A 25,934-nucleotide genomic window follows, 5' to 3' on the forward strand; every position below is an offset into this window, starting at 1 on the left:
ACAAAATAACTTTATCGTAGGGCGCATTCGTTGAAAAAACGAGGCACACATGAACGTTACCACCTACTACCGTTTCTCAAAGCATGAACAAGCCGAAGGAACTTCGATCCAGCGACAGCGGGAGGATTGCACCGAATATGCCGCACGCAACGGCTGGATCATAACTGAAGAATTGATAGACGAAGCACGGTCCGCGTTCACTGGTGCAAATCGTGAAATCGGTTCGGCTCTATATGGATTTGAGGAGGAAGTAAGGCTTGGCCTGCGTCACGGATCGATACTGCTGGTCGAGCGCGTTGATCGGTTATCGCGCGAGGGATACGATGAGACCAGCGACTTCGTAAAGTTGTGTATGCGCAACGGCGTAACTATCGCAGTCGTTGATGGTAGTGAGTATTATGAGGCCGGAACGCGGCTGGACGTGTTGCAGGTCATTAAGCTGCTTATAAAAGCAGAGGTTGCGCACGAAGAGAGCGTGAAAAAGAGCCAGCGCGGGAAGCGACGGTATGACCTTGACCGGGCGACCGCCCGTGCCACGGGTGCGGCAATGGGAAAGAACCTGCCGGGCTGGTTGGAGGTCGGACCGGACGGTAAGGCGCGTGTCCGTGGCGATCGGGACGCCGTAGTTCGTCGCGTGTTCCAACTTGCGGACGACGGCGTCGGTTCGCTGCAAATCGTCCAAACCGTCAACCGGGAGTTTGAGCCGTGGCAACCGTTGAACGGGTCGAAGGCCGCGAAGTGGAACCGCAGCCGTATCACACGCCTGCTGTCCGACCGGCAGGTTACCGGCGAATATCAGCCGCGTAGTAAGGTGAACGGTAAGAGCGTTGCGAATGGCGACCCGTGGCCAGACCACTTGCCCCGCATTATCGCACAGGACCAGTTTGACCGCGTAAGGGACGCCGCAAGCGCTCGCCAAACACCAGCCGGGAAGCGTTCGACCGTCGTAGGCAACCTGTTTGCGGGTAAGCTGTCGTGCGTCCACTGCGGTTCGTGGATGCTGTTCGAGCGTAAGCGACCAGCCGGAAGCCAGTATCAGAATGGCAAATACGTCTTGAAGCATGACGAAGCGATTTTGCGCTGTTCGAACGAACGCTTCGGGAAGGTTTGCACGAACACCGCGACCGTAAGCTACTTCGGTTTTGAGAAAGCGATGTTGGACACTTGCCTTCATCTGGCCTTGGACGATCGGTCGTTTGCAGACCGGGAGAATCTTGGCCTCATGATGTCGAAGCTGGCGGAGGCGCGGCGGACGCATGACATCGCCGAGACGAGCGCCAGGAGCCTGTGGACTTCGTTCGCCCGTCGTCCGTCCGATATGGCTGAGACCATCGCACACGAGGCGGAGGCCGAAGCGAAGCGGCTGGTCGGAGAAATCGAGATGTTGTCAGAGGAAGTCACCCGAGCGTCCGGGAAGGCGGATGCCGAAGCGCATATGTCCCGCATCAACGGTTACCGCGAATTCCTATACGATCCAGATTTAGAGGTTCGCGCCCGCCATCGGAACAAGGTGGCTGTGGCCTTGCGGTCGATCATTCGGGAAATCACGTTCGACAACCAGCGTGTCGCGCGTGTGGCACTGGTCGGGAACACGCAGGTATTTTCCATTCTGAAAGGTAAGCCTTCGTGGAGGTTCAACCTGCATAAGGCGTCTAAGGACTCTACGCCTGCCGAACTTGCCGTAGAGCGCCGCTTGAAGGAGGCTGCGTAAGGGCAAGGAACGAAAAGGGACCATAAGCGATACTATCAGGGATTGAACTTTTTTCCGGATTGTTACCTTTTGGACCGTGCTGAGCCATCTGTTACGGTAAGGAAGATCAAGCAATTGGCTGGCCAGTAGGTAGTAGACGAACCGGCTTTCATAAGCTCCAAAGAGTCTCGTTTAACGATGGCGCAAGAGGAGAGTTTAAACGACGCGAGCGCCCGGTCAACCAGGCGCTCGCCTGTTCACGATGCGATGCTTGGCGAGCCGTGCCGGTCGCATTCTGTAAGCAGATGCCGAGCACGATCGGTAGGGTTCCCGTCTACGATCGACGTAGCGCGTGTGGCAACAACGAGAAAGTCCCCTTCAATCTGATCCGCCGTAACAACGCGCGTATCTATGTCGGCGGTAACCGACCAAATCCTGCCGTCGCTCTGCCGGAAAAAGCCGACCTGCATCTCGTGCGGATGTTCATTCTGCTCCTCTGCCGAACGTCTAGCATCATGCAGGACAGCACCAACAAGGCCCGCGTTCACGTATGCGGCTGCGTCGCGGGAAGTGAAACCTCGATTCATGAGAGCCGCTACAGCAACATTGTCCTCATAGGAGAAGGCCTTGGCCGCTGAATCGATTTCCTGACGTGTTTCATAGAATGCACAGAGCCCAATCTCTACGCCATTCACCCCATTCGATTTCATCGCTAATTCAAAACTTTTCGAAATATCTGCAGATACTGTAATCATCGTTTTTGATCCTCATCAAGGTGGTGAGGGATCGTGCGATATCAGACCTCGGAAAGTCTATATATTTTAGTCGAGCCTCCCTTGCGTTGCGGCGCGCAGAGATTTTGTCGCTCGATCTGTCCGATTTGCGCGGTCACTCCGGTCAACCGAGACTTCAACGCCTTCCGGTCAACGGGGTCGGCTGCGCGCAGCGCGGCTCGTGTGTCTTTTAGTTTTCGGTGCTGTCGAAACGGGGCAAGAAGCTGTCCGTCCTTGAGAATGATGCCAGTTATCTCAGCGGGCTTGTCAACGAAGGTCTTCTGCTTGTGATAACGGAGACCCGCCCCGTGTATCATTTGTTGGACTTCCCAGATCGCGCTCTTTGGCACGTGGGTCCCCGAGATCGTCACGTCGTCGATGTAGACTGTGAAGGTGTAGCCGCGTGCCTTGCACAGAGCGTCGATCGCGGCCCAAAGGTCATAGTAAGCGAAGTAAGCCATGATCGGGCTCAACGGGCTCCCGGTCGGCAAATGCCCTTTGTAGCAAGCGAGTTGAGCAAGCAGCCCGGCGACATCGCGTGGGCACTTCATCACCGTGGCAAAGAACCAGAAGACCCGGCGCTGGCTGACGCTCGGGAAAAACTTCTTGATGTCCAGACACTGGACCATCCGTGAGTGACGATGAGCCGCCGCGTTCGTCACATAGCAACGTCGCTTTACGGGGCAGAAAAGGAAATCCGGGGGCTGGATACGCCCGAGCAGCCGCGCGAGTGTCGCCTGCGCCAGCTTCAGCGGGCGGCATGGGTTTTCGACACCGCGCTTCCCTCCTGACTTCTTCTCGACCTCGAACTCCTTGTAGAGACCATCGCCCGCCGCCAGCGCGCGAAGCGCGCCTGGCGTCATGCCCAACAGCTTCGCCAACTTCGACCTGCTGCCCAGCTTGAACAGCGGCGATTGGTTTAGCTGATAGAGGCGTTTAGTCGGCATGTGCCGGATTCGCTCGTGCTTCGAGGAACTTCATCAAGCCGATCATCTTGCCCGCCACGAAAGACCGCGCCCGATCATAGCTCCCACCAGATTCAACCTGCTCTGCGAAAAACATGATCGACGAGGCGGGTATACCGAAGGCATCGGAATATCGTTGGATCAGGTCGAGACTAGGCACCTTGTGCCCCTTTTCGATCTCCGAGAGATACGAGGTCGAGATATCCAGACGTTCAGCAACCTGCTTCTGTTTCAGGTCGTGATAAACACGGATCAGCCGGAGCGCTTCACCCAACATCGAATTTCCTATCCAAATCCTGTAATGCAGGGTGGCGGATCATCCCTTGAAGAGTTTCACCAGTTCAATGAGCAGTTGGAGGCCTTTGGCCACCCCCGGCCCAATCGCGAAGATCAACTTCAGCATCTGTGGGCTTACCAGAGGCTTCGCCCACTTCCGCTGCTTCTTAGGTTTCAACCGCCTGCGTTCCCCGTCTCGGTCCCGATTGGTCATCGACTTTCTCCTTCTTCGCCAACCACCAATTGGTGGCGCTGCCATCCGGCTAAGAAGGTGGGGGAGGAACGCTTTAACCCTGATCACCTGCGCGGTCCCCGCCATCGGGGCCGCGCGGGCCGCTCACGCACGCATGACCGGACCAATAAATAGAGGGCTTTCGACCCTCCGCACGGGTTGCCCCGCAATGTGTGACAGCAGTCCCCTTGCAAACCTCGACGAACGATGTGTGAACCACACCAAACTCATTGTCCAGAAGAAAGTTCGCTGATAGCGAACTAAATTACTGTGACGGGCGTTTTCGTTAGGGAATGGGTCGCCGCGTCCAGGCGCCTTCCGTCGCGCACAAACCCGGTCCCCAAAGGCGTCGAGAATGTCATCGTCCACCCCGTGATCGCGTGACGATGGGGACTATACGTCCACGACTATTATCCCCCACGACCGAAGGCCCTTGGGTCAGAACTTATTCCTTGAGAGCCAGCCAAAATCCGGCTCTCGGGGCGGGCCAGAAGATAACTCCGCCGCTATTGGGCCTAGCTCAGAAATGTGATAGTATCTTTTGAGCCAATAGGAGATGATATGTCGCGTGTCGCGTATTACAGGTGCAGCACGGCGGATCAGTCAGTGGACGCGCAGCGTCAAGCCATGGGCGGCGGGTTCGCCCGTGAGTTCCTTGACGAGGGGGTGAGCGGAGTCACATTGGCCGCTGATCGTCCCGGCTTCTCGAAGTTGATCGAATATGTGCGAGAGGGGGACGAAGTGCACCTCTTCGCACTCGATCGCCTCGGCAGGGACGCTTTGGACGTGCAAGCGACTGTTCGACGCCTGCTCGACAAGGGCGTCCGAATTGAGGTTCAGGGGATCGGCTCGATCGGCAAAGGGGTCGGCGAGATAATCGTCGCAGTCCTCGCTCAGATCGCGGACCTTGAAAGGCACCGGATCAAGGAACGGTGCGAGAGTGGGCGCGCAGCAGCCCGCGCCTCCTTGGCCAAGACTGGATTGACCCATCGCGGGAAGCCGTCTCTCGGTCGTCCAGCAGCGGCAGAGGCCTCAGTCGTCAGCGATTGGCGGCGCGCCAACGACGCCAGCATCGCTCGAACTGCTGTCGAATTCCAGATCAGCAAATCCACAGTGAAGCGCTATTGCGTTGTCCTTTAAGGCTATGACGCGCCTCCCTGACAGCCGAGAAATCTGTCCCTTTTGTGCTGGCACTTATACCGACAAGTTCGCCAAGCGCTTGATCGATGCGTCAGGAACAAAACAGCAATCGGTAAGCGCGGCGCAGGCACGGGCTTGGTTTTCTCGTTCCAGCCTGTGACTTCGTTGTCACCTGCCTGCGTAAGCACGCATCCGAACGTTCGGGCATGACTCGGTGAAACAAGCTAACTCAAGTTCGGTCGCGCCAAATATGCAGAGCATCAATGAAAATGGTGCAGCGTAGGCAAGACCTTCAGTTGACTCAAAGCGCATGCGTTGCGCGAGGAATAACGTGTCACAGTGACGGGCGACTTTCTGTTGATAAGTTTGAGAGTCCGTTCTAACTGGAAGTAACATGACCAGCTTTTTACAGTCCCCGGATATCACCGCGTCCATCGCTTTTTCCATCCAGACTACTGCCGCACTATAAGGCGGATTTAACCAGATGAAATCATAGCCGGTCCACGATGCTTCTAGACCATCCTCTGGTAGGATGATGCGCCGTCGTGCAACTACGGACGACGCTAAGTGCCCACAGGGGTCTAAATCAACTGGCCCGAATGCCTTCGTAACCAGAGCGAAAAACCAACTTGGTGTAAAACGCTTATCTCGCTCGCCCATCGTTGTGTGATCAAATGCCCAGGATGAACGGGGAGGTTCAGTTTTCTTCCAGTTCGGCGCGATTGCTCTAACCAACTTCATCACGCTGGCGGCACTTCCTTCGCCACGCTCGATCGAGGCGACTGTTTTCGCCGTAAGACCGGCTTTGGTGGCGACGAGTTCGAGTGTCCAACCGCGCCTTCGTCGTGCCGTGCTTAGCTGCTCTGCCAACGTCGCCCCTCGCCCAATACCTGAAAGGCGGAATCCTGTCTCCTTCATCACCTGCTGCAGAAGCCTTTGCGTGCCCACGCCCTTTTCTATTCGGTGAACTGCAAGCCTCGTGACACCCAGTTGCGCTGCGAGCGCATCCTGCGGGAGGCCTTGGGATAAGCGGTGATCGCGCAATTGGTCGAACATGATACGCCGCGTATCACATATTACCTTCGCTTCGCCAAACGGTGCGGTAAGTCGGCTCCATGCCCCCAGGCGCAGCCTGGCTGTGCGCAGGAGACTGAAAAAAAACCTCTAAGAAAGCTGCTGTAAAATTTGCCGCCCAGATGGGGGCAGATGCCGCCCTGAGCCGCAGAAAACTGCCAAAATTAGCGGCAGTAGTTAAGAACAAGACAGCCACTACGAACGACCATACTGATAGAGTAGTCGTTGGGTCCCGAATGTCTGGAGTGTAGCGATGATACTATCACGCCACTCTGGTTCGTAAAGATTGAAGAACTTCGTATTCCTATCACCCATGCTGTCATTGTAGGCGACTTTCATCTTGGTAGAGTATCCCGCTAGATTGGAAAGATTAAAGGTCACTGTCTGGTGGGAGTAAAGAGACTTAGCCAGAGTGCGCCAGCTTCCCGGAAATGCTGATCGGAACTCGTCGGCCACTCTCGCCGCCGAATGCTCACGGCGGTCGACGACGGCGTGGAAGTGCGGAAGGAGAATGCGCGTTGACGATTGATGTTGGCTATCACGGTCGTCATCATGACCAATGTTGCCAGCATCGCGTCCGAAGGCAGCGTCCACGCCAAGCGATTTCAACATCTTCACCTTGTGAGTGCCCATGTGCGACGAGGGCGTGAGTAAATCGACTTCATGAACTCCGCGAATTCGTAAGCCCGGTAACCGCCGCCGACACCGTGCAATGATCTTTTCTTCAGTCTCCCGCACTGCCGAAGCTAAATGTGAAGCATGATTTCCCGGAGTGACGACTATTGCCGCGCTAATTATGGTAAGCCACATGAGGCGGTCAGCCGGAACGCGCCCAAATTGCATGTAGGCTTGCAGGGTGTTTCGCCGAAGTTCTTCAATCTCCGGTGCGATCAATCCTTTGCCAGTATCAATACGCCATTTCGAATGCATCGGCAGGGCAACGCCCTGGCGTTGCGTGTCATAATTCCTATTCATGTCTCGCTCCGTTAAATGATGGTATATTTAACGAAATTGATCAGTGACAAATCAATATCTATAAATACATCTTTACAGGAGCCGCTATGAGCACTTTGACCGATATATATAATATTTTGCTGGAACTCGGATTGTGCAAAAGCCAGCGGGGGTTTTCACGGGACTTTTTGGGAAAGTCCGATGGATACCTTTCTCAAATAATTGCAGCGAAGTCGGTGCCGGACTTGGCGGCGTTGTCGTCGTTGGTGGGTGTGCTGAACGCTATCCTTCCGCCGTTAGACGGCGACCCTGTGCTTTATGACAGCCGCCGCAAGCTACGGGCGGCGTGGATCGCTTCGGCTGTAATGCTGGAAGGCGAAAGAGCGCGTCGCTCTTACCCCCAGCGTTTTCGTCCCCATCCATTCACAGCGGCGTCGGAGCTATGTTCATGACATCTGATGATCTTTTCACCCTGCTCGCGTCGCCAGCAGCCCGTCACGCGTTGCTAACTAGGCTGGCCCGCGTCGCGTGCAACGACAACGACAACGACAACGACAACGACAACGACAAACCGATAGACCGGCCATGCGAGCAGTGCGGTCAGCATTTTTCCTCCGGCACATTCATGATCGTCAAAGGTCGTGTGACAACGATCACGTGCGCCCGCTGTGAACCATTGGGTGGAGAGCAGTAGAAATATCGTTACGGCGGGCCGGTCCCGCATATAATCTATTACTTTCTCTGGCCAACCGATGTTTATCGGCTGATCGGGCTACATGAGCTTCAATCGCTCGCTTACGGCTTTATCGAAACGAATGACTCAACCTGTCCCATACCGCATCGTTGCTTTTCGACTGTGACGGTGCGGCCTTCCCGAACGATGTCATGGAGTGATCCTTGGAACGCATGCGGAAGGAGTGTTTCATCAATCATGTATTCCTGCTGGCCTTCTTTGTCGTTCCACGTTCTAAAAGACTTAATGACGAAATCCCAAGCGTAGTCGATCTTCCCGACCTTCTCGTGCATCGTGTAGACCTTGGTGCAGGTGCCATCCGATTTTGGATCGATTGCTTCATTCCGATAAGCGATGAGCTTTCGAAAATCTTTCGTTGGCAGGAACGTCAACGATGTATCGTCAAACTTTTCGGTGAAGGGCTTTCCACCTTTCAGCGGTGTCAGTTCTCCAGCGTTCAGGACTAAGGGGGCGGCGTCGGGCGAGGGCGTTGGTGCGGGCGCTTCAGGTCGGCGCACGGGCATCGGCGGTGCCTTTAAGGTGGGTTGAGGCGTCGCGGGCAGAACCGAACTCGTTGCGGTAGGTGACCCGTTATCCCGCGAACGTTGGCCCAGCATAAATGCAAGAGCGCCCACCAGTAGAACAATGATGGCGATCAGCACTGCTGTGGTTCGGTTTTGCATCGTTACCCCGTTGACGGATGCCGATAATCAGCACGGGCGAACTTCGATGGTTCGGCGTGAAAAAGCAAACGCAATGGCAAAACTTCTTGCCGTCATCCTCCCGTGGCCTTGATCTAGGAAGTGCGATCGACAGACCTCCACGAACAGCGCTGGGGCCATCACCGCGCGGTTGGTTGATGTTTTCAGCATCTCAAGGGAACGGTTGCCAACTCGCGTAGCGGAAGGCGCCTCACCGTGGGCCGCGTCCTGGCGTCTGGACGCCAGGAGCAAGAGCGGAACCAGCGAACGATGTTCGCGGTCGACTAAGAGGATTATGACCGCAAAGTTCGCGGTCGTTCGGGTGTGTTATGAGGCGGCACGATTGCCCACGCCATTTTCCAGCCTCAAGTGGTAATCGCAACGTTGTATGCTAACTGGCTTTAACTTCTTACACTTTGAACCATCATCTTTAATAAAACCGCACTGGCTTCTCTTCACACGCACCGACCCGATGGTCGCCACTTCTTTGCGAACGGGCTTGGTGCCATAACGCTCAACGTAAATTGTATGATGCTTACAAAGAGTAGTAGATGATACCTTTTCCCTTATGCATCTTGTGCCATTCTCGCGAATAAATAAGCAGCGTTGCTCCTCACTCGCCGTCCGTTGTTTTTTAGGCCGCGCGCCCATTATAGGGATCACTACTAAACCAACGATAGCGAGTAGCAATATTCCTATTAGAATGAACGGATTGATGCCGGTCATTTGTGAGAGCCACCCGAAGAACGCCATGACGATCAACACTGCTATTAGACCCGTAATAAAACGAGCCGAGGACTCCGTAAGTCCAACTATAATCATGGCTCGTCCCTCCATGTTTCCGTAGTTACGACGCGTGACCGCGCTCCCGATTCGTTGCTCATAAAGCTCGCCTGCCGGTTTCGCCAGCGGACAGGCGCCACGTTCGCCGATGTGCGTTAGTGTGTGCCCGCAACGGTCCTGATCAACGTAGAAAGGTGCAGCGGTAGGGCTGCTGCACGAAAAGTCTTACTTGCCGGGACCGAAGTTGGCGTAGAATCTACGCCGACGTCGAAGGTCGGTAATTGGGAAGTAGCCTTGCCAAGCCGACGTTCCGCGACGGTCTTTTGCAGAAGAAAAGCCTTTGATATTATGGCGGGACGGTGAGCGCTGCGGAAGGGAACCCTTTTGCGACAGGTGCGACGGCAACTAGCGTTCTTTGTAATCTAGATGGCTAAACTCACTTCTTCGCGGCACGAGCGTCACGTCATCTCAACCGTTATCCCCAATTTAGTTGTCGGCACGATAACCTGATTGCTTTCTAAGGCTGTTCGCCCGAGCGTTGTGGGCGTGCCTTTGTGGATGCTACTCGCAACAATCCAGATTTCCTTGATCACGTGCCTGTTAGCGCCTCCCGGACCCGAATATCCCACCTCGACGGCCAACCAGCAGGAGCCGCTCGCTTCGTCGATCGCCTCGTCGATCGTAGTCACCTCGAACAGATCGGCGGACTCATGACCAGACGGCAGGACGGTCGCCAACCCTACTCCACCCATAGAACCGCTGAACCTCTCGATGGCATCCTGGGGTCTCGGCGCTAACCCAGCCCTAGCCGAGACATTTATAGCAGCCGTCGTCCCTATGTTGGTGACCTTCACGGTAAACACGGCGAGCATGGAGCGTCCCTGTCCCATTGTGGAAGTCATGTGTTCGAAAGTAACCGCCTCGACGTGGAGCCAAGGCCGGTTCTCCGAGTAGAGCGATTCCCGCGCTATCAAGTTGGCGTCAGTCGCTGCTCCTAAGGCGAGTTCGGTCTGCCGCATGGATCGAAACAAAGCCACAAGGCCTATAGCCCCCACCAGCGTCTGTCCCAGCGCGATGACCAATGTCCACCAAGACCACCGTGCCGCCTGTCGTTGCCAGTTGAGATTACTCTCGGCCCGTTGATCCTCTCGCGTGGACTGTAGGATGGGGAGCACACAGTCGGCTGGCAAATTCGATCGCGCGCACGTGCGTTTGACCTGCAGTTGTGCCTGAGCGGCATAGTGCTGCCCAAAGTGACGTGCCTGCTCGTTGCTTGTCCCTGACAAGGAGCCGCTGTCGTAGAGGAACAGGGCGAACAAGATCGCTTCCAGCAGAAGGAAGGCAACGACTATGTAGCGATTAAGGCCTTTAAACATTTATCGATCATGCAAAGGATTGGATCGCTTGCCCAGTCACAACGTTCAACGCGTCGTGAAAGGGAACCCTTCTGCAACGCCAGCACGTCGGCTTTCGGGCGCGGTAGAATTAGGCCGGAACGTCGCATTTTCGGCGACGTTAGCCGGGGGCGCCATAGCTCGCGTTGGAGAACTTCATTCCGGCATCATTCATAGCGTTTGCTCCAGATACGGCAATCTCACTGCATTCTTTACTCGATTTGGCGTTTACAAGGCGATCTTCGTATTCCTGATAGGTTTTCTCCATATTGCGCAAGTATGGATCGAGGTAGTCAAAGGTAACCTTTGATAGACCCAAACCTTCAAGTTTTTGGCGACGACCAGAAGGATTTAATGATTCGAAGAAAGTTCGGTCGCGCTTGCAGGTTTTGTCATCTTCGATCTGTGAATCAGCCAAGGCACTATCGATTTTAGAGCGATCCGTTTCCTCAGGTGCCGAAATGACAATATTATTTGAATTATCTTGCTCTGTAGATTTCTGGCTACTTGTAGTGATGGCGCCTGAATTCTCGCTTAGGGTTTTTGTATTACCGGCAACAAACTTAATACCATGCAGTAGAGCAATATCGGAAACCTCGGATCGGCAGTTCTTAAGTCCCGGTCCCTTTTCCCTCCACCCATTTACTACATCTATTGGGGCATGATCAAGAGTGCTGACTATGGATGCTCGTTCACCACAGTGTCGTATGACATCAGCGAGGTCTGAAAAACCACGTATTCCGTCTGCAAAACTATTTAGCCGATTAGCCGCTGATTTACATGAGCGCTCGGCGTTCGAGGCACCTGCACTCAATTCGCTACCATATTGCACCACAGCACCATAGAACAATACCGACTGATTTGCGCCACTTTGTGCAGCGATCGCTCCATACTGCTCGCGATTCGAATCTTCCAAATCAGAAACAGCATTAATATATTTGTCGAGTGATAAACTTGCTGCAATGCAACCTTTAACATTCGGATCATCGAACGCAGACGCTAAATCATTCTGAAGACTCTCTATAGAGCTTACACTTTCCGACGTAGCGGTAACAGCATCATTGTTGCAGCCTGCTAGAAGCATGGCAGATGCCGAAATTAAACATGGAAATAGATTGGACCTGAAGATTCTACGACGTTGTTTCATAAAACCTCCGGCATGGTGATTGAAGAAAAGAACATTTAGCTTTGGTCATTAATTTATGAATCCGATCCGGCGACGAAAGAAATTGATTAATTGCGTAAAACCCGAGGTCGTCGTTTGGAGCTAGCGGGTTGACACAGAATATGGCGGCATTTTTAAATTCAGCAAACCGAAGCATGTTCAGCACTTGCTCCGACAACGCGGTCGGATGTTTCTCGTAGGCTTCGTCATGATTCGTCATTGGCATGTGAAAGCGTAGACACGGAACGTCGTCGAAACAACGATCAGCAAGACAACTCGTGCCGGTGGATCGAATGCGCCGCCTGGCGGCGGTGTCGGGCCGGTATCGGTCACGCTTCGAAACGAACGTAAAGGCGCCTGCCCGGCGCAATTTGGCGACTACTGGCCGTTGCTGAACGATCGCTCCTGCTTCCCCAGAGCGCATTTTCTGCCATACAATCCTTTTGGACCTATTGAGTTTAAGTGTGTGGGGCAGGGTAACTGTTTCACGTTCGATCAACGCTGGTCGGATCATAGCCAAGCATGTCGATCAAAAACTGCACAACACCCAAGCGGTCTTCGGTTTCAGCCTTTAGCTGTTCGTAAGCCTTGCCACTGTCACTACCGGCATTGCGCATCTTCCTGATCCCCTGCGCGCCGATGTCAGCCAGCCGCGCGCCCGTAATGACAAGCGCAGCGATCTGGAGGCGTTCCAGTTCATGTAACGCACTCCATGATAGCGTCGCGGGATCGTCAGTGATTTTAGTCATACAACCTGTTTCCAAGTGTTCACGCACATTACGCTGAGGGGGAGAGAAGCCCGAGAACGGAGCATGCGGAACGCGAATGTCCTAAGTGGGAGGGAAAGCGGACATCACGCCACGCCGTTGCAGAAGGCCTGCGTCACCCGGTTCGTCTTCGGATCGAAAATGACGTTGACGATAAAGCATCCGCCGTCGTCGATTGCAGGGAGATGATAGATGTCCTTTACCCAACGCCTCTGCCCGACCGGCAGATCGTTGTGCGCCGACGCCACGTAAGTCCCGATAACCTCACCGGACTTAGCTGCGGTGTAGAACCTGCTGTAGCGGGTAAGGGCCAACGCCTCTTTGGGCATACGCACCTGCCGCTCGATCATATCCATCGTGGTGGCCTGTTGCAGATTCTCAGCAGCACCGCAGGCGGACAACAGCACTGCCGCAAAGAAGGGCTCAATCCTCATAGACCCAGCGTCTCACACACAGCGAATGTCCGCTAGTGGGCGTTTTGCGACAACGATGCGGAAGTGGTATCGTGGATCGTCAGCGTAGCTCAATTGGCGGGAGCACCGGTCACAACCGGAGGTTGCGGGTTCGAGGCCTGCCGCTGGCAATCCCAGCCTGACGATCGTCTGCAATCGGGAAGCGCAATCGGACCGGGCAACGGCAAAGATTGGGCGCTTTTCAGACATACGGCAGTCCCATGACATCCCCGCGCTTCCTTAACATAACCACCCAGTTTTGGGGATGCTGGTGAGTAGCGAAAATCGCCGGAAACGGCTGTTTTGCGCCTTGCACTGTGCGTCAACTACGAAAATTATCGAACTGGGGGACATCTGGAAAACTGCGCTGGATTACAGCTACTTAGAATCAGGCCAACGGATTGCCGACTGTGCGTCAACGGTCGCAGGTATGTCCGAAATGAGAGGAAAGCGGACGGGCTGCTTTTGGCGACAATCGAGGGAAGCAGCCATTGGTTGGCAACCGCCTATCACCTACGGTGCACTTATGACGCTCTACCGCAAAGCATGGCTGTTCACGGGGTGGACGATGCTCGTGTTCGTTACTTCGCCGCTTTGGCTCTTCTGGCCGTTCATCCGCCTGGGTCTCATTGGAGCCCTGCCCGGAATGGCGTTGTGGCTAGCCCACGGCGCAGCCTTCCTATGGCTTTTCCGCTGTCCTGAGTGCGGCACATCTCCGTTCACAACGCGGCTTGGCTTCGTCGGAATTAGCCATCCGTGGCCGCGCCGGTGCTGTTCGAAGTGCAGCAAAGACCTCACGGCGAATTAGGGCTGTTTTGGGAAGGAAAGTGGAGGGGCTGCTTTCGAGCCGTAACCTGAGTTAGCGGACATTCCAGCGGGCAGTGGCAAAGCCAACCGTCGCCAAGATTGCCCAAATGATGATGACCGGACTGATCATCACCATAGCGGCACCCCACCACGCTAAAAAGCTGGGCGGCGCTGGTGGGGTGAATGCCATGAAAAGCGTCATCGGCAGCACGGGCAACAATAGTAAAACGACGTAGGTTGCCCAGCGTCTGCGGTTGCTCCGGATAGACCCTAGCAGAAATCCGAGAAGCGGCGCGGACATGATTATGCCAATCCAGAGCGTGTTCATTATCCAACCGTGAGCCCCTGAACGAATCTCCGCAATCAGTGCGGCTGAATACTGCCTCGAAAGGCAGAAAGTGGGCGTAAGCGGAATGGCCGCTTTGGGGAGGAAATTGCCGTTCCCAATCTGCTTAAAGCCCGGGTCCAAGGCGAATGTAGACAGCGCCCCCAATCAGGATGGTGACTAGCATCGCGTGGAATATGCTTGCCGCAGTGAACTCCGATGGGTCAGCCCCGACTATCTGCTGGATTCGTCCCGTCCCCGCCCATGCGAAGACGATCGCGCCCCCGATCATCATCAATGCGGTGACGTATGCTGGGTAGGGCGGCCATGAGCGTAGGATAAGGGAAACTATTACGAACGTCGCTGCATACGCCGCTGCTGTGATTGATATGTAGCGAACATTGGTCATCTGGGCACGGGCGTAGCACATGCTCGCACGACCGCAATTGGGCGTTTTGAGACATGCGGCAGTCCGGCGAGAAACCCGCGCGTCCTTAACATAACCATCCGGTTTTTGGGATGCTGTGGAGGGGCAGAAATCGCAAGGAATGGCTGACTTCCGCCTTGCACTGTGCGTCAACCTTGAAAATTATCGAACTGCGGGACATTTGAAAAGATGCGCAGTAATACAGCTACTTAGAATCAGGCCTGCGGAATGCTGACTGTGCGCCGACCGTCGCGGAATGGCCGGAATGGGAGGATAGACGACCGTCTGCTTTGTTGTGAGGGTCAGACGAGGATAGGCGGCTGGTGCGCTTTCCACGCTTGCAGAGCCGTTTAGAGTCCGGGGATTCGCGGTGAAACGTGATTCGCTATGAAGAATATTGCGCTGCCGCAGAGCCCAATTGCTGCGGCGCGTAAAATGGAACGACCATCACCATTGGCAAAAGCTGCGAGGCTATACCTCGCTCCTATCAGCGCGATGAGAGGTGAAAGAAGCAGTGTCAATCCAGAAATCAGAAAGGCCAGTCCGCCTATTTGGTCACGAACCTTGCCAAATATCCCGGCAGTTCCAACAATCACTAGAACACCCCCAGCGAGGCACACCTGTATTAAAAACAGGGCTGCAAATACGTATGCGACGAACAGAATCGCCGCTCCAATCCTGTAAGCAGTCGTAAGCATCGGCAGGTATCTAGCGGAGAACGGTAAACGAGAATGCCTCTTCCGCTTTCACGCTGCGTAATGTGAATGTTGAACGGCTCGAAGTGGGCGTTTTCAGACATACGTCAGTCCCACGAGGAACCTGCGCTTCCTTAACATAATCACCCTGTTTCGGGGGTGCTGTGGAGGGTTAGAAATCGGTGAAAATGGCGGAAAACCGGCTTGCACTGTGCGTCAACTACGAAAATTATCGAACTGCGGGACATCGGGAGATTTACGCGCGAACACAGGGACTTAGAACGAGGCTGCGGAGCGCGGACTGTGCGTCAATCGTCGCGGAATGTCCAAGATAGGAAGGTTAGCGAATGTCCCCGACAAGCCAGCGGGGCGCTTTCTGTTGCGGCTCCACAACGCGAGTAAGCCGAACGCTTGGCCTCCCAAACGCGGTCCCTTCCACCTTTCCCTCCACCCAAGCCTCGTAGAAGAGACGTTCGGAAGGAGCGCTGGAATCCGCTCCCCTGTAGCCGGGAAGAGCCACACCCTCTGGTAGATCGGCGGTAACTCCCCCGTCGCAGCCGACCGGGAAGATCATTGATCGTGTATCATATCCGGCGAGGATGAAGACACTGCCGTGGAAGCCCTCACCCTGCTTAAAATCCGCTGCGCGCCAGCATGGCGGCACCTCTCTGCTCGTTGATGCGCAGGCACTCAGAAGTGCGAAAACGATCAAAGGGCGAAGGGACCGGTAAAGGAGCATCAGCGCGAGTATACGCCCGGTGTTAACGTCCGCAATCGTGCGTTTCCGAATGTGCGGCAGTCCCACGAGAAACCTGCGTTTCCTTTACATAACGTCCCCGTTCTACGGATGCTGTTGAGCGGCAAAAATCGGTAAAAATGGCTGTTTTTCGCCTTGCACTGTGCGTCAACTACGAACGTCGTCGGCCTTGCGGACAAGGCGGTCGGCGAAAGCCGTGAGCGGGTGCGCGGCGCGATCGCCGGGATGGGGCTGTCGCTGCCACCGAAGCGCATCGCGGTGAACCTGTCGCCGGCCGATCTGCCGAAAGAAGGGTCGCATTTCGATCTTCCTATCGCGCTGGCGTTGCTGGCGGCGATGGGCGTCGTCGATGCCGAGGCGCTGGCGGACTATGTCATCGTCGGCGAACTCGGGCTCGATGCCCGCATCACCGCGTCGCCGGGCGTGTTGCTGGCGGCATTGCACGCGTCGGAGGTGGGGAAGGGGCTCGTCTGCCCCGCCGCGCAAGGTTCGGAAGCGGCCTGGGCGGGCGAGATCGAGGTCATCGCCGCGCCGGATCTGCTTTCGTTGCTCAATCACTTCAAAGGCCACGGCCTGCTCAGCCCACCCAAGCCCGGCATAGCCGAGCACGCTGATCATGGTCCTGACCTGCGTCAGGTGAAAGGGCAGGAGACCGCGAAGCGCGCGCTAGAGATCGCTGCTGCCGGATCGCATAATTTGCTGATGGTAGGCCCGCCGGGTTCCGGCAAGTCGCTGATGGCTTCGTGCCTGCCCGGTATTCTGCCGCCGCTCGACCCCGCCGAAGCGCTCGAAGTGTCGATGGTCCAATCGGTGGCCGGCACGCTCTCCGGTGGGCGCTTGACCCGCACGCGTCCGTTTCGTGCTCCACACCATTCCGCGTCGATGGCGGCACTTACCGGGGGCGGGCTGAAGGTGAAGCCGGGGGAGGTCAGTCTCGCGCATCTCGGCGTGCTCTTCCTCGACGAACTCCCGGAGTTCCAGCGTGCCGTCCTCGATTCGCTTCGCCAGCCGCTGGAGATGGGTACGGTCAGCGTCGCCCGTGCCAATGCACACGTGACCTTCCCAGCGCGCGTACAATTGATCGCCGCGATGAACCCGTGCCGATGTGGCCACTTGGGCGATGCGAGCCTCGCCTGCGCGCGAGCCCCGAAATGCGCAGCGGACTATCAGGCGAAGGTGTCCGGCCCGTTGCTGGACCGAATCGACCTGCACATCGACGTCCAGGCGGTCAGCGCCGCCGACCTGATTCTCCCGCCGCCGACCGAGGGCTCGGCCGAGGTTTCCGCTCGCGTATCCGTCGCCCGCGCAATCCAGACTGAGCGATACCGCGACCATCCGGTACGCACGAACGCAGAGGCGGATGGCGCGCTGCTCGACTCGGTTGCCACGCCCGACGAAGCCGGTCGCAAACTCCTCGCTCAGGCCGCCGAAGCGATGCGTTTGACCGCGCGCGGCTACACGCGCATCCTCCGCGTCGCTCGCACCATCGCCGATCTCGCGGGCAGCGAGACGGTCGGCCGTATTCACGTCGCCGAAGCGCTAAGCTACCGCCGCCAGCCGCCCCGCAATTAAAGACGCAACTAAACCTGCTTGCGGCGGACGAAAGCTTCGTCTAGCCAACCCGCCGCTGCCCCTGTGGCGAAATTGGTAGACGCGACCGACTCAAAATCGGTTGCCGCAAGGCATGCTGGTTCGATTCCGGCCAGGGGCACCAACCACTAATTCCAACGCATCCCGACCCGTCCCAAAAGGGGCGGGTTTCGTTGGTTTTGCGGGGTTGTACGCGGTCCCGTCGCGTCCCATTGTTACCCAATGCAGCGACGATTGTTTGGGGGCACTTCGGGGGCACTGGTTTCCGTGCTTGGGGGCACCGGATGCTGACGGATACGGCTATCAAGAAGGCGAAGCCGAAGGAGAAGGCTTACAAGCTGGGCGACTCCGGCGGGCTATATTTATTTATTATGCCGAGCGGCTACCGCAGCTGGCGCATGAAATTCCGTTTTGGCGGCAAGGAGAAGCGTCTGGTGTTCGGTTCGTATCCGGACACGACGTTGATCCAGGCGCGCGCCATGCGGGAGAACGCGGCGAAGCTATTGCGCGAGGGCATCGACCCTTCCGTCCACAAGGTGCAGCAGGCTGCGGCGCAGGTTGCGCGCGTCGGTGCCACGTTCAAGACGATCGCCGAGGATTGGTTAGCCAGCCAGGACGCGACCTGGTCGAAGCGATATGCGCAGAACGTGAAGAACAGCTTCGTGCAGGACGTCTACCCGAAGCTCGGGCATCTGCCGATCGACGCGATCACTACGCCGCTGGTGCTGAAGGTTCTCCGTCCGGTCGAGGAACGCGGGGCGGTCGAGACGGCACATCGTATCCGACAGCGGATCTCGGAGGTGTTTGCCCGCGCGATCGGGAGCGGCATCGTCGCGGCGGATCCCGCTGCGGTCGCGCAACGCGCGTTGTCACCGATCAAGCGTGGCAAGCAGCCAGCCGTACGGACCGTCGAAGCCGCGCGTATCGTGCTGCGCAAGGTCGAGCAGCAGCCAGCCCATCCGCTAACCAAGCTCGCGTCGCGTTTCCTGTCGCTTACAGCGGTACGGTCGGGCGTGCTGCGGATGGCCGAGCCGAAGGAATTCGAGGGCTTGGACGGGCCGGAGCCGCAGTGGCGTATTCCTGCCGCCAAGATGAAACTGGTGGTGGATCAGAAGGAGGATGCAGCCTTCGAGTTCATCGTTCCTCTGTCGCGCCAGGCGGTCGAGACGATAAAGGTCGCGATGGAATTTGCGGGGAAGGGGCCGCTGATCTTTCGCAGCGTGCGCCATCCCAGAAGGCCGCTCAGCGACAGCACGCTGAGCAAGGCGTATCGCGAGGCTGGATTTACGGGGATCCACGTTCCGCACGGCTGGCGGTCGACGTTCTCCACGGTGATGAACGAGCTGGCGGGCGTGGAGAGCAGAGTCGGGGATCGCGCGATCATCGATCTGATGCTGGCACATGTGCCGGGCAACACCGTCGAGGCCGCGTACAATCGTGCGGCATACATGCCGCGCAGGCGCGAGCTGGCGCAGGAATGGGCGGATATGCTGGTCCAGGACCTCGCGCCGCTGGAATCGTTGCTTGCGGGGCTCAGGCAACACGCCTGATCCTGGAGGGGGCAGTGGCATGACCGCGCGCTCCCTTTTCAAGATCGTCGGCGGTAAAGCCGCGAAGGGGCATCGCACAGGGCAACCCGTACGCCGCAGCAGCTATCGCGCCGGCGAGCGCGAGCAGCGGTACTGGAGGCCATTCAACAAGGCAGAACGCAACGCGCGCATGCGCGCTGCCGAAACCTACGACCGAAAGCACAAGATCGCGGGCAAGCGTAACGGTCCGCTGGGCGCGATCGGCGTCGACGTGCTGCGCGAGCTGATGCGAATGATCGACTTCAAGACGGGTAGGCTCGAACCCGCCATCGCAACGCTGGCCGATCGGTTGCGCCGTTCGCGCGGCGCGATCGTCAGCGCGCTCGCGCGTCTCAAGGATCACGGTTTCATCAACTGGATCCGGCGGTTCGAACCGATCGAAGACCCCGACGCCTTCGGTCCCCAGGTGAAGCAGGTGACCAACGCGTATTGGTTTGGCCTACCGAAGGAAGCGGCCGACATGGTCCGCCGGATGATGGGCAAGGGGCCGATGCCGGACGACGAGGTAACCCGTAGGAAGGCCAACGAGGAGGAAACCGCGGCGATGCTGGCGACGATCTCGGCCGAGGACCTGGCGGCATTCCGTGCCGGCAACGAGTCCCCTCTCGCGAAAGCTCTCGCTTCGCTAGGCCGTCGCGTCGACCTCTGTAACGCGAATTCACTGGGTGGTCAGAACCCGACCCTACAAGGTTAAATATAATAGGAACGCCGTTGGCGTGCGCAGATTTCCTGCTCCACCAAGCCCCGAGGCCCCGAACCCAACAGGTTCAACATCCAGCGACCGCGGGTGAGCGTGCCGGCTTGCGCCGTCCCGTGCATCCTGGGGAGGATGCGCAAAATCGGTGCCAGATCGGCAACGCACGTCGGGCTTGCTGAAACGCTCGAGGTGCATCAAAACGCAACAGGCCGGACGACCCAGACCAGCCGTGGAAGCCACGGTTTCACGCCGTGCTGCATCAATCCCGCCGACTGCATCGAAAGCCACACAAAAAGCTCGCGGGCGAGGCGGGGGTTCTTGCGCGGTATTTGGGGTAATGAGACGAGAGAGCCACGAGGCGGCCTAGGAGGGGGGGGCGAGGTGAGGGGATTGATTCGACACGCGGGGCCGGGGTGCCAGTGTCGCTGGGGTGCCGGGGCCTTGCCCAAACGCCTCGCGACTCCCACTCCCCACAAGCTGTACCCCGGCCACAACCAAAGTGCACCAAACTGCACCCACGCCGCGCCGGTTCTAAACGCCGCGCGCCCCAGGACCTGGGCCGGCTTCCGGCCGGTCTGGGATTGCACCTTTTGCGACACAGAAAGTACGCGGGCGAGGCGGGGGGATAAGCGTGTTAAATGGGGGTTGCGGGTGCATCGGTTCGCATCACCGCAGGATGAATCATGGCGCCGTGGGGGCCAGGTGTTTATTCCGCCGCGCATCAGATACCCCGACTGCATCAAAAGGCACATGGCAAGCTAACGGGCGAGGCGGGGGGCTTGCGCCGTATGAGGGTGTGCAACTTGGAACCGACGAAATTGGTGGATAGCGGAACGACTGCTTTGGAGCGCCAAACCGGCATAAGCGCCCGTTCGTTCAGCTCAAGTGATCGACAGCTAAGTGCCAACGCGAACCAAGGACAGGCTAGATGCGTCACGACGAGATATCCCAGGAATTGCGCGACCTCGCATTCGACTTTTTCTACTGGTTTTCGCGCTTCGAGTTCGCGCTGAAAGAGGCGCCCTATCTCGAGGACGATAAGGTCGGTGCACGCGCCATGCCCGGCTGGGAGAAGTTTATTGTCGATTGGCAGGACCGATATACGCTGACTTCCGCAGGCCAGAAGCTGATCGACGCGAAACCGCAGCGGCAGGTCGTGGGCCAGAATGGCCTCGACTTCGCCGAAGTTCGCTTCGACGACAAACCCAGCGACCTTGCGAAGGTGATCCGGCTCGCCAAGATCGTCCGCAACAACCTGTTCCACGGCGGCAAGCATGGCAGTGCCTACTGGGACGATCCCGAACGGATGCGCGCGCTGATCCCGATCACCAAAGCCGCGCTCGACAATATTGCGCAGCAGACAGGTCTCGCCGCGGACTACAGCCGCTACTACTGACGCGGCACGCAAATCGCCGCGCCGACCCAGCGTCAACGATCGCACTCGAAAAGCTCCGCCGTCAGGTGGGCCGCGCCTCGGCGAGCGTGACCTGATAGCCGAGCGGTTTGAGGATGGTCGTGATTAGCCGCGTCTGGCTGGCGTGCATCGAGTCTGACGGCGCTTTAACCTCGACAAACCGAACCTCCCTGTCCCGCCAGAGCGTCAGATCAGGCCAGCCGGCGCGCAAATCGTACGGCGCGTCGGCGAAGAGCCGCGCGATCGCTGCCAGCCGCTCGGTGCCGAGTGCGTCGAAAAGGCCGCTGACATGATGCCAGCGGACTCGCGGATAGAAGGCGGGCGTCTCCCCGGCGGTGGCGGCGATCAGCGCCCAGTTGCGGCTGATTTGCGCGGTGGTTGCTCGTCCGCAGGCGTCGATCAGCGCGCCGCGGGTGAAGCGATCCTCGTCGAAGGCAACATTCTGCGCATAGAGCGCTTCGATATAGGTGTCAGCGTTGCGCGGCTGGAGCCGCGCGAAGGACGCGGCCTTGATCAGGGTGAGCATCAGCCCGCCTTCGGCCGCCGCACCCGACCAGCCCTGTGCCACATAGTGGGCGAGTGCTGCTTCCTCGACACTCGCCCATGTGCCCTCGGGACCATGCCGCCATAGTTTGGGCTCGCCGCAGTGGAGAGTGATCACCTCATGCGCGATCCCGACGCGTTCGGCCTGTCGCTCGAACTTGCTGAGCTTGCGATCCGGCACAGATCCTGGCGACAGTGCCTTGCGCAGTTTGTCCGCTCGTCGCGTCACGCCAACCTGTGGGTCGAGCGCGAGCGCCTCGTCGTAGGCGACGAGCGCCGCTGCCCCGTCCCCGGTTTCTTCGAGCAATTCACCGCGAATGCGCAAGGCGCGAGCGCGGACATGGACGTCATTATCCTGGGCGGCGCGATTAAGCCCCGCGATGATCCGCGCAACGAAATCGGCATCGCGCACTTGGCTGGCATCCGCGAGCAGCAATCGGATGACGATAAGGTCGCCGGCGGCAACGCGACGTGCCTGCCAGCCTTCGCGGTCGATCATCGTGCCGCCGAAGTGATAGCCTACCCGCTCGGCATCGCGTCGGGTCAGAAACAACTGCCGCGCAACCGTGTCGAACTCATAGCCATCGGCCCAGCCGGTCTCTGGCTCCCACCGCGCGATCTCGACCGCGGCCGTCAGGTCGAACAGCATGTAGAAGCAGCTATCCGCGCTGCCAGGCGCGTTCGCGGTTTGGCAGATGGCAAACTGGCCGTCGTTCGACAGGCCATTGCTCATCAGGTTGGCGGCGATGTCGCGCGCCAGGATCGCAGTCCCGTCCCGCCGAAAGGCGACGAACCGCCCCTTGAGCCCTTCGCCCAACATCCAATCGTTGAGTACGAAGGTGCCGTCGTTCGCGACCTTCCCGTCCTGCGGACGCTCCAACCGGCCTTCACAGATCAAGCGGTCGTGTTCGAGCAAGGCCCAGCACCCATGCCCTTCGGTGCGATAGCCGCCGATGGTCCCTTCCGGATTGCGATCCGACCAGATCAGCCGAAACTGGCCGTTCGGTGACCTGGCGAACTGTCCAACGAAGTCGATCGCATCGATCGTGATCAGCCGTTCGGAGAATTCGTGGACTCGAAGGCGCTCCGGCGACGCCATCGGCTCTGGCGCGACTTCAGCCTTAGGTGGGCCGAACAGCCGGTCGAGCAGACCTTTCATGAATTAACTCTCCCGCTTCCATCTCGATGCTCCGGCACGGCACGATGCCGCAGAATCGCATCAGCCTTGATGCCTAAAGTACTGAGTGGTTGAAACTCATCGCTGCGGCTACGCTAGCTCACCTTTGGCTTAGGGTTCGACGAGGCTGATAAGAACCGTACCGCAGCTGCAACGAACGCTTTCCTTTGGCCCGCGCTCGGGTGAGACCCGCAGCAGACCGCCGCAGTCTCCGCAGTGAAAATTTGCGACTAACGCACGATATGCGTCGACGACCGGAATAAAATCCGGTTTCGAAAGGTTTGCCCAAGAGTTGTAATGGACTGCCGTGTTCACCTGCCATTGATCGACATTGGCGGCGGTCCGGGCATCGACAAACGCCGATTCGAGCGCTTTGATCTCCTCAACGCGCTCCGGCTTGTTCCACTTGCCTGCCGCAACCCGCCCCCGCTTGTAGGCATCGCCGAGCGCGACCAGACCGTGGGGTAGCGTGTCGCCGAGCATGAATTGAGCATCGGCACGGAACTCGACTCTTGCGCGCAGTCGATGGCAAACCTCTTCACCGAGGTATTCAAGATAGCGTCGGAGCGCACCAGCTGCCGCTGGGACATCATCTAGCGCCAGATAACTGTCGATCTCGGCCCAAACATTCTTGGTGTCCCACTCCGCCGGCCCATGATCCACGTCCCATTTGCGGAAGCGAGCGCTCCCTTTCGGACCCACCAAGCCCTCGCTTGCCATGTGTTTGAGCCATATAGGATCGTGCGTAGTGAGGATGAACTGAGTGTGGGGGAATTCGGTCTTGAGTAGGCGTGAGAATTCGCGCCGATGCCCGGAGTCAACAGACATCAGCACGTCATCCAGAACCGCAATCGAAAACCTCTGGCCGAGCAGGTGATCCGTGAGAGCTAGGTAAAGGCACAAGCCCATCCCGTCTTGGTGGCCCTCACTGTGATAGGCGCCTGGCGGAAAAAACCCGCGGCCGTAAAAATCCACATCAAGGGCCAGCCGCCCCGGAACCTGCTTGAAGCGGGCGTCGAAGGCACTTTCATCATCATGATTTATCGCGCGATAGAGCGCGCCAAATCGAGACCTGACTGCATCAAAAATCGCCTCAAGACCGTCTGTGATTGCGTCGCCAAAAGTCGCGCTTACGGCAGATGTCAGCTCCGCACGCGTCTTGGCATTGACCTCGGCCTTGCGGCATTTACGCCAGCTCTCAAGTTTGCTTTGCGCGATGACGAGATATTCACGCGCGGCATCCTGAGTAGATGGATCGGGAAGAAGCGCGGCGGCTGCATCAAGGTGGGCGAGCTCGTCGCGCAGACCGGAAATGTCGCCGGCGGTCGCGAGGAATTCCTTTGTCGCCTCAATCGGCAAGAGCTTTCGAAGCGCAGCCGCAGCCGCTGCCTTGCTCTGTGCCGCTGCGGCAAGTTTCGCGACCGGAATGGGAATCTTCGCGACGTTCGACCAGTTTGCAGCGGCCGTGAACGCCAACGCCGCCTGATCGAGAGCATCCGCGATCGGATCCAGTGCGTTCTCCAATTGCTGGCGCTTTGCCGTAGCGGCAGACAAAGCGGCCAGCTTTGCGGTCACGGTCGTCTGGAACTCGGCCAGCTCGAACTCCGTGCCGCACACCGGACATTCGTCATCGTACAGCGCCAATGCTGCCCGTAGCATGTTCTCGCGATTCGCCCCTTGAAGCAGGCTGACATCGGCTTCGAGAGTGCCAACAGCAGCCCTCGTGGCACTCAGGGCATCTTCGAATTTTGCGGTAGCGAGCCCTTCCAAGCGCTCGCGTGCGGATCGAAGCTCTGTCAGCATCCGTGTCTTGTTGACCGCCGCGCCAGCCGCACTCGTCGGGGGTTGGAGTCCTTCTCGGACCGAGGTCGTGGCGGTCAACTCGTTCAACGGAGGCAACCCAAGCGTTGTCCGGCGCGTGTTGACCGCGATGAGTAAAGGAGCGGAACTGATTTTCGGAATTCCGAGAGCAAGCGCGAAATCAGACCCAGCATCGGCAGCGTGTCGGATGGCCGCCTTTTCGTCGCGAACCTCGGCATTAGCGATCTTGGTCAAATTAGCGCGAACGGTGTCGAGTTCGTCGAGGCGAAGGAGCGCTTGCACGAGTTGCGAGCGCGCGCTTGGCTCGGCCAGCACGAATTTGATTATCTCGCGGCGCGAGAGAACAAATTCTGGGTGAGCGGCCAGCTCTGCTAGCGCCGCTCTTATGCTCGGATCATCAGGCGTGACCGTTGGCGCCTTTGGTTGTTTCACCGTCCGGCGGATCGTCGCTGACTTACCTGTCGCCGCAATAACGACTTCGGCTTCGACAAAGGCATACTCGGGAGTGCTGTCGACATGGGGGCCGTGCTCTTTGACCGAAAGCCCGCCTGTACCCTTACCCGCCAAGCGCGAAATGTCGCCAGTGAGCACAAATTCGATCGCGTCAACGACTCCGCTCTTGCCGCTTCCATTGGGACCGCAAACCGCGAAGTTGTTCGAACCCAAGTCGAGGGTGATTGAGCGTATGCCCCGAAAATCGCGGATGGTGAGAGAGCTGATCTTAATCACAAATCGCCCCCGTCGAATAAGACGGCCCGCAGGGCTGCCTCAGACCGGGCACCGTCGGTGACCAGCGCTTTGCGCAGGCGCTCAGCGACGGCTGCACGGTCGGGCTGCGCCGCCAGCGCATTAGCGAAAGCGCCAAATATCTTATGAACGATTGGAACGGCATCATTCGACGTTCCGTCCACCGTCCCGTCGGAATCGTCGGTCGTATTAGCGGCTGTGGACATTCCTGGCTCCCCTGCTTCTAGATCTACCCTCAATTGCCCG

At 57.9% G+C, this 25,934-nt stretch carries 25 protein-coding genes and 2 tRNA genes; 11 read left to right on the plus strand and 16 right to left on the minus strand.

The genetic code is table 11. The features are described 5' to 3' along the window. The first annotated feature begins 49 nt into the window (after nt 1-49). Nucleotides 50-1,711, plus strand: a complete 1,662-nt coding sequence (locus tag C8J25_RS03460; protein ID WP_107952214.1) for a recombinase family protein — start codon at nt 50-52, stop codon at nt 1,709-1,711. A 236-nt stretch (nt 1,712-1,947) separates the two neighbouring features. On the opposite strand, the gene C8J25_RS03465 is transcribed toward C8J25_RS03460, so the two are convergent. From C8J25_RS03465 to C8J25_RS20605, 4 genes are read right to left on the minus strand one after another with little or no spacing between them, the layout of a single operon-like run. Next, nucleotides 1,948-2,445: a hypothetical protein gene (locus C8J25_RS03465; protein WP_146173269.1), complete on the minus strand. Its 498-nt coding sequence runs from the start codon at nt 2,443-2,445 to the stop codon at nt 1,948-1,950. Nucleotides 2,446-2,486: 41 nt separating this feature from the next. Next, the gene (locus C8J25_RS03470; protein WP_107952216.1) at nt 2,487-3,410 is read right to left on the minus strand and encodes a reverse transcriptase family protein; all 924 of its coding nucleotides are present in this window, start codon (nt 3,408-3,410) and stop codon (nt 2,487-2,489) included. Continuing rightward, nucleotides 3,400-3,705, minus strand: coding sequence for a helix-turn-helix transcriptional regulator (locus C8J25_RS03475; RefSeq protein WP_107952217.1), 306 nt, complete (start codon nt 3,703-3,705; stop codon nt 3,400-3,402). Before C8J25_RS03475 ends, C8J25_RS03470 begins: the two co-directional genes overlap by 11 nt. 39 nt (nt 3,706-3,744) lie before the next feature. Beyond that, nucleotides 3,745-3,918 (minus strand): hypothetical protein, encoded by a 174-nt coding sequence (locus C8J25_RS20605; protein ID WP_167397645.1) that lies wholly within the window; start codon nt 3,916-3,918, stop codon nt 3,745-3,747. Nucleotides 3,919-4,497: 579 nt separating this feature from the next. Between C8J25_RS20605 and C8J25_RS03480 the strand changes: the two genes are divergently transcribed. After that, nucleotides 4,498-5,076: a recombinase family protein gene (locus C8J25_RS03480; RefSeq protein ID WP_107952218.1), complete on the plus strand. Its 579-nt coding sequence runs from the start codon at nt 4,498-4,500 to the stop codon at nt 5,074-5,076. Nucleotides 5,077-5,244: 168 nt separating this feature from the next. Here the strand turns inward: C8J25_RS03480 and C8J25_RS03485 are convergent, their stop codons facing one another. Next, on the minus strand, nt 5,245-6,132 hold the full coding sequence (locus C8J25_RS03485) for a DNA N-6-adenine-methyltransferase (protein WP_107952219.1): 888 nt from the start codon (nt 6,130-6,132) through the stop codon (nt 5,245-5,247). 213 nt (nt 6,133-6,345) lie between these two features. After that, nucleotides 6,346-7,125: a hypothetical protein gene (locus tag C8J25_RS20185; protein ID WP_146173270.1), complete on the minus strand. Its 780-nt coding sequence runs from the start codon at nt 7,123-7,125 to the stop codon at nt 6,346-6,348. An 86-nt stretch (nt 7,126-7,211) separates the two neighbouring features. On the opposite strand from C8J25_RS20185, the gene C8J25_RS20190 reads away from it, so the two are divergent. Then, entirely contained in the window at nt 7,212-7,556 is a 345-nt protein-coding gene (locus C8J25_RS20190; RefSeq protein WP_146173271.1) for a DUF6626 family protein, read from the plus strand. Then, nucleotides 7,553-7,798 carry a hypothetical protein gene (locus C8J25_RS03495; RefSeq protein WP_146173272.1) on the plus strand — a complete coding sequence of 82 codons (246 nt, stop codon included), beginning with the start codon at nt 7,553-7,555 and terminating at the stop codon, nt 7,796-7,798. Before C8J25_RS20190 ends, C8J25_RS03495 begins: the two co-directional genes overlap by 4 nt. Nucleotides 7,799-7,899: 101 nt before the next feature. Here C8J25_RS03495 and C8J25_RS20195 read toward each other — a convergent pair whose 3' ends face one another. From C8J25_RS20195 to C8J25_RS03515, 6 genes are all read right to left on the minus strand, one after another. After that, nucleotides 7,900-8,499 carry a hypothetical protein gene (locus C8J25_RS20195; RefSeq protein ID WP_146173273.1) on the minus strand — a complete coding sequence of 200 codons (600 nt, stop codon included), beginning with the start codon at nt 8,497-8,499 and terminating at the stop codon, nt 7,900-7,902. Nucleotides 8,500-8,865: 366 nt separating this feature from the next. Then, nucleotides 8,866-9,264: a hypothetical protein gene (locus C8J25_RS20200; RefSeq protein WP_146173274.1), complete on the minus strand. Its 399-nt coding sequence runs from the start codon at nt 9,262-9,264 to the stop codon at nt 8,866-8,868. Between the two features lie 515 nt (nt 9,265-9,779). After that, nucleotides 9,780-10,697, minus strand: coding sequence for a hypothetical protein (locus tag C8J25_RS03505; RefSeq protein WP_107952223.1), 918 nt, complete (start codon nt 10,695-10,697; stop codon nt 9,780-9,782). A gap of 139 nt (nt 10,698-10,836) precedes the next feature. Further along, on the minus strand, nt 10,837-11,862 hold the full coding sequence (locus tag C8J25_RS20205; protein ID WP_146173275.1) for a hypothetical protein: 1,026 nt from the start codon (nt 11,860-11,862) through the stop codon (nt 10,837-10,839). Nucleotides 11,863-12,365: 503 nt separating this feature from the next. Continuing rightward, nucleotides 12,366-12,629, minus strand: a complete 264-nt coding sequence (locus C8J25_RS03510) for a hypothetical protein (RefSeq protein WP_107952224.1) — start codon at nt 12,627-12,629, stop codon at nt 12,366-12,368. Nucleotides 12,630-12,733: 104 nt separating this feature from the next. Then, nucleotides 12,734-13,081 carry a hypothetical protein gene (locus C8J25_RS03515; RefSeq protein ID WP_107952225.1) on the minus strand — a complete coding sequence of 116 codons (348 nt, stop codon included), beginning with the start codon at nt 13,079-13,081 and terminating at the stop codon, nt 12,734-12,736. Between the two features lie 78 nt (nt 13,082-13,159). Here C8J25_RS03515 and C8J25_RS03520 point away from each other — a divergent pair. Next, a tRNA-OTHER gene (locus tag C8J25_RS03520) sits at nt 13,160-13,230 on the plus strand. Between the two features lie 750 nt (nt 13,231-13,980). After that, on the plus strand, nt 13,981-14,142 hold the full coding sequence (locus C8J25_RS20610; protein ID WP_167397646.1) for a hypothetical protein: 162 nt from the start codon (nt 13,981-13,983) through the stop codon (nt 14,140-14,142). A gap of 866 nt (nt 14,143-15,008) precedes the next feature. On the opposite strand, the gene C8J25_RS20210 is transcribed toward C8J25_RS20610, so the two are convergent. Next, entirely contained in the window at nt 15,009-15,356 is a 348-nt protein-coding gene (locus C8J25_RS20210; RefSeq protein WP_146173276.1) for a hypothetical protein, read from the minus strand. An 889-nt stretch (nt 15,357-16,245) separates the two neighbouring features. On the opposite strand from C8J25_RS20210, the gene C8J25_RS03540 reads away from it, so the two are divergent. The 5 genes from C8J25_RS03540 (at nt 16,246) to C8J25_RS03560 (ending at nt 21,382) form a co-directional block, all read left to right on the plus strand. Continuing rightward, entirely contained in the window at nt 16,246-17,682 is a 1,437-nt protein-coding gene (locus C8J25_RS03540; protein ID WP_244186716.1) for a YifB family Mg chelatase-like AAA ATPase, read from the plus strand. A gap of 57 nt (nt 17,683-17,739) precedes the next feature. Then, a tRNA-Leu gene (locus C8J25_RS03545) sits at nt 17,740-17,824 on the plus strand. Nucleotides 17,825-17,984: 160 nt separating this feature from the next. After that, nucleotides 17,985-19,250: a tyrosine-type recombinase/integrase gene (locus C8J25_RS03550; protein WP_055879864.1), complete on the plus strand. Its 1,266-nt coding sequence runs from the start codon at nt 17,985-17,987 to the stop codon at nt 19,248-19,250. Nucleotides 19,251-19,269: 19 nt separating this feature from the next. After that, nucleotides 19,270-19,983 carry a hypothetical protein gene (locus C8J25_RS03555; RefSeq protein WP_055879866.1) on the plus strand — a complete coding sequence of 238 codons (714 nt, stop codon included), beginning with the start codon at nt 19,270-19,272 and terminating at the stop codon, nt 19,981-19,983. Between the two features lie 931 nt (nt 19,984-20,914). Further along, nucleotides 20,915-21,382, plus strand: a complete 468-nt coding sequence (locus C8J25_RS03560) for a hypothetical protein (RefSeq protein ID WP_107952230.1) — start codon at nt 20,915-20,917, stop codon at nt 21,380-21,382. A 61-nt stretch (nt 21,383-21,443) separates the two neighbouring features. Here the strand turns inward: C8J25_RS03560 and C8J25_RS03565 are convergent, their stop codons facing one another. The 3 genes from C8J25_RS03565 to C8J25_RS03575 form a co-directional block, all read right to left on the minus strand. Next, a complete protein-coding gene (locus tag C8J25_RS03565) occupies nt 21,444-23,102 on the minus strand; it encodes a VRR-NUC domain-containing protein (protein ID WP_107952231.1) in 1,659 nt (552 codons plus the stop codon). 129 nt (nt 23,103-23,231) lie between these two features. Further along, nucleotides 23,232-25,670, minus strand: a complete 2,439-nt coding sequence (locus C8J25_RS03570) for an AAA family ATPase (RefSeq protein WP_167397647.1) — start codon at nt 25,668-25,670, stop codon at nt 23,232-23,234. Continuing rightward, a complete protein-coding gene (locus tag C8J25_RS03575) occupies nt 25,667-25,894 on the minus strand; it encodes a hypothetical protein (RefSeq protein ID WP_107952233.1) in 228 nt (75 codons plus the stop codon). Before C8J25_RS03575 ends, C8J25_RS03570 begins: the two co-directional genes overlap by 4 nt. Nucleotides 25,895-25,934: the final 40 nt, after the last annotated feature.

The sequence above is a fragment of the Sphingomonas faeni genome, from assembly GCF_003053745.1.
GTDB lineage: Bacteria > Pseudomonadota > Alphaproteobacteria > Sphingomonadales > Sphingomonadaceae > Sphingomonas > Sphingomonas faeni.

Excerpts from the sequence above, each read along its gene's own strand:
- C8J25_RS03560 (WP_107952230.1), top strand. The coding sequence starts at position 20,915 with ATGCGTCACGACGAGATATCCCAGGAATTGCGCGACCTCGCATTCGAC.
- C8J25_RS03475 (WP_107952217.1), bottom strand. The coding sequence starts at position 3,705 with ATGTTGGGTGAAGCGCTCCGGCTGATCCGTGTTTATCACGACCTGAAA.
- C8J25_RS03550 (WP_055879864.1), top strand. The coding sequence starts at position 17,985 with ATGCTGACGGATACGGCTATCAAGAAGGCGAAGCCGAAGGAGAAGGCT.
- C8J25_RS20210 (WP_146173276.1), bottom strand. The coding sequence starts at position 15,356 with ATGCTTACGACTGCTTACAGGATTGGAGCGGCGATTCTGTTCGTCGCA.
- C8J25_RS20200 (WP_146173274.1), bottom strand. The coding sequence starts at position 9,264 with ATGACCGGCATCAATCCGTTCATTCTAATAGGAATATTGCTACTCGCT.
- C8J25_RS03510 (WP_107952224.1), bottom strand. The coding sequence starts at position 12,629 with ATGACTAAAATCACTGACGATCCCGCGACGCTATCATGGAGTGCGTTA.
- C8J25_RS03495 (WP_146173272.1), top strand. The coding sequence starts at position 7,553 with ATGACATCTGATGATCTTTTCACCCTGCTCGCGTCGCCAGCAGCCCGT.
- C8J25_RS03505 (WP_107952223.1), bottom strand. The coding sequence starts at position 10,697 with ATGTTTAAAGGCCTTAATCGCTACATAGTCGTTGCCTTCCTTCTGCTG.
- C8J25_RS03565 (WP_107952231.1), bottom strand. The coding sequence starts at position 23,102 with ATGAAAGGTCTGCTCGACCGGCTGTTCGGCCCACCTAAGGCTGAAGTC.
- C8J25_RS03470 (WP_107952216.1), bottom strand. The coding sequence starts at position 3,410 with ATGCCGACTAAACGCCTCTATCAGCTAAACCAATCGCCGCTGTTCAAG.
- C8J25_RS03460 (WP_107952214.1), top strand. The coding sequence starts at position 50 with ATGAACGTTACCACCTACTACCGTTTCTCAAAGCATGAACAAGCCGAA.
- C8J25_RS03485 (WP_107952219.1), bottom strand. The coding sequence starts at position 6,132 with ATGTTCGACCAATTGCGCGATCACCGCTTATCCCAAGGCCTCCCGCAG.
- C8J25_RS20205 (WP_146173275.1), bottom strand. The coding sequence starts at position 11,862 with ATGAAACAACGTCGTAGAATCTTCAGGTCCAATCTATTTCCATGTTTA.
- C8J25_RS20185 (WP_146173270.1), bottom strand. The coding sequence starts at position 7,125 with ATGAATAGGAATTATGACACGCAACGCCAGGGCGTTGCCCTGCCGATG.
- C8J25_RS03575 (WP_107952233.1), bottom strand. The coding sequence starts at position 25,894 with ATGTCCACAGCCGCTAATACGACCGACGATTCCGACGGGACGGTGGAC.
- C8J25_RS20190 (WP_146173271.1), top strand. The coding sequence starts at position 7,212 with ATGAGCACTTTGACCGATATATATAATATTTTGCTGGAACTCGGATTG.
- C8J25_RS03515 (WP_107952225.1), bottom strand. The coding sequence starts at position 13,081 with ATGAGGATTGAGCCCTTCTTTGCGGCAGTGCTGTTGTCCGCCTGCGGT.
- C8J25_RS03480 (WP_107952218.1), top strand. The coding sequence starts at position 4,498 with ATGTCGCGTGTCGCGTATTACAGGTGCAGCACGGCGGATCAGTCAGTG.
- C8J25_RS03555 (WP_055879866.1), top strand. The coding sequence starts at position 19,270 with ATGACCGCGCGCTCCCTTTTCAAGATCGTCGGCGGTAAAGCCGCGAAG.
- C8J25_RS03465 (WP_146173269.1), bottom strand. The coding sequence starts at position 2,445 with ATGATTACAGTATCTGCAGATATTTCGAAAAGTTTTGAATTAGCGATG.
- C8J25_RS20605 (WP_167397645.1), bottom strand. The coding sequence starts at position 3,918 with ATGACCAATCGGGACCGAGACGGGGAACGCAGGCGGTTGAAACCTAAG.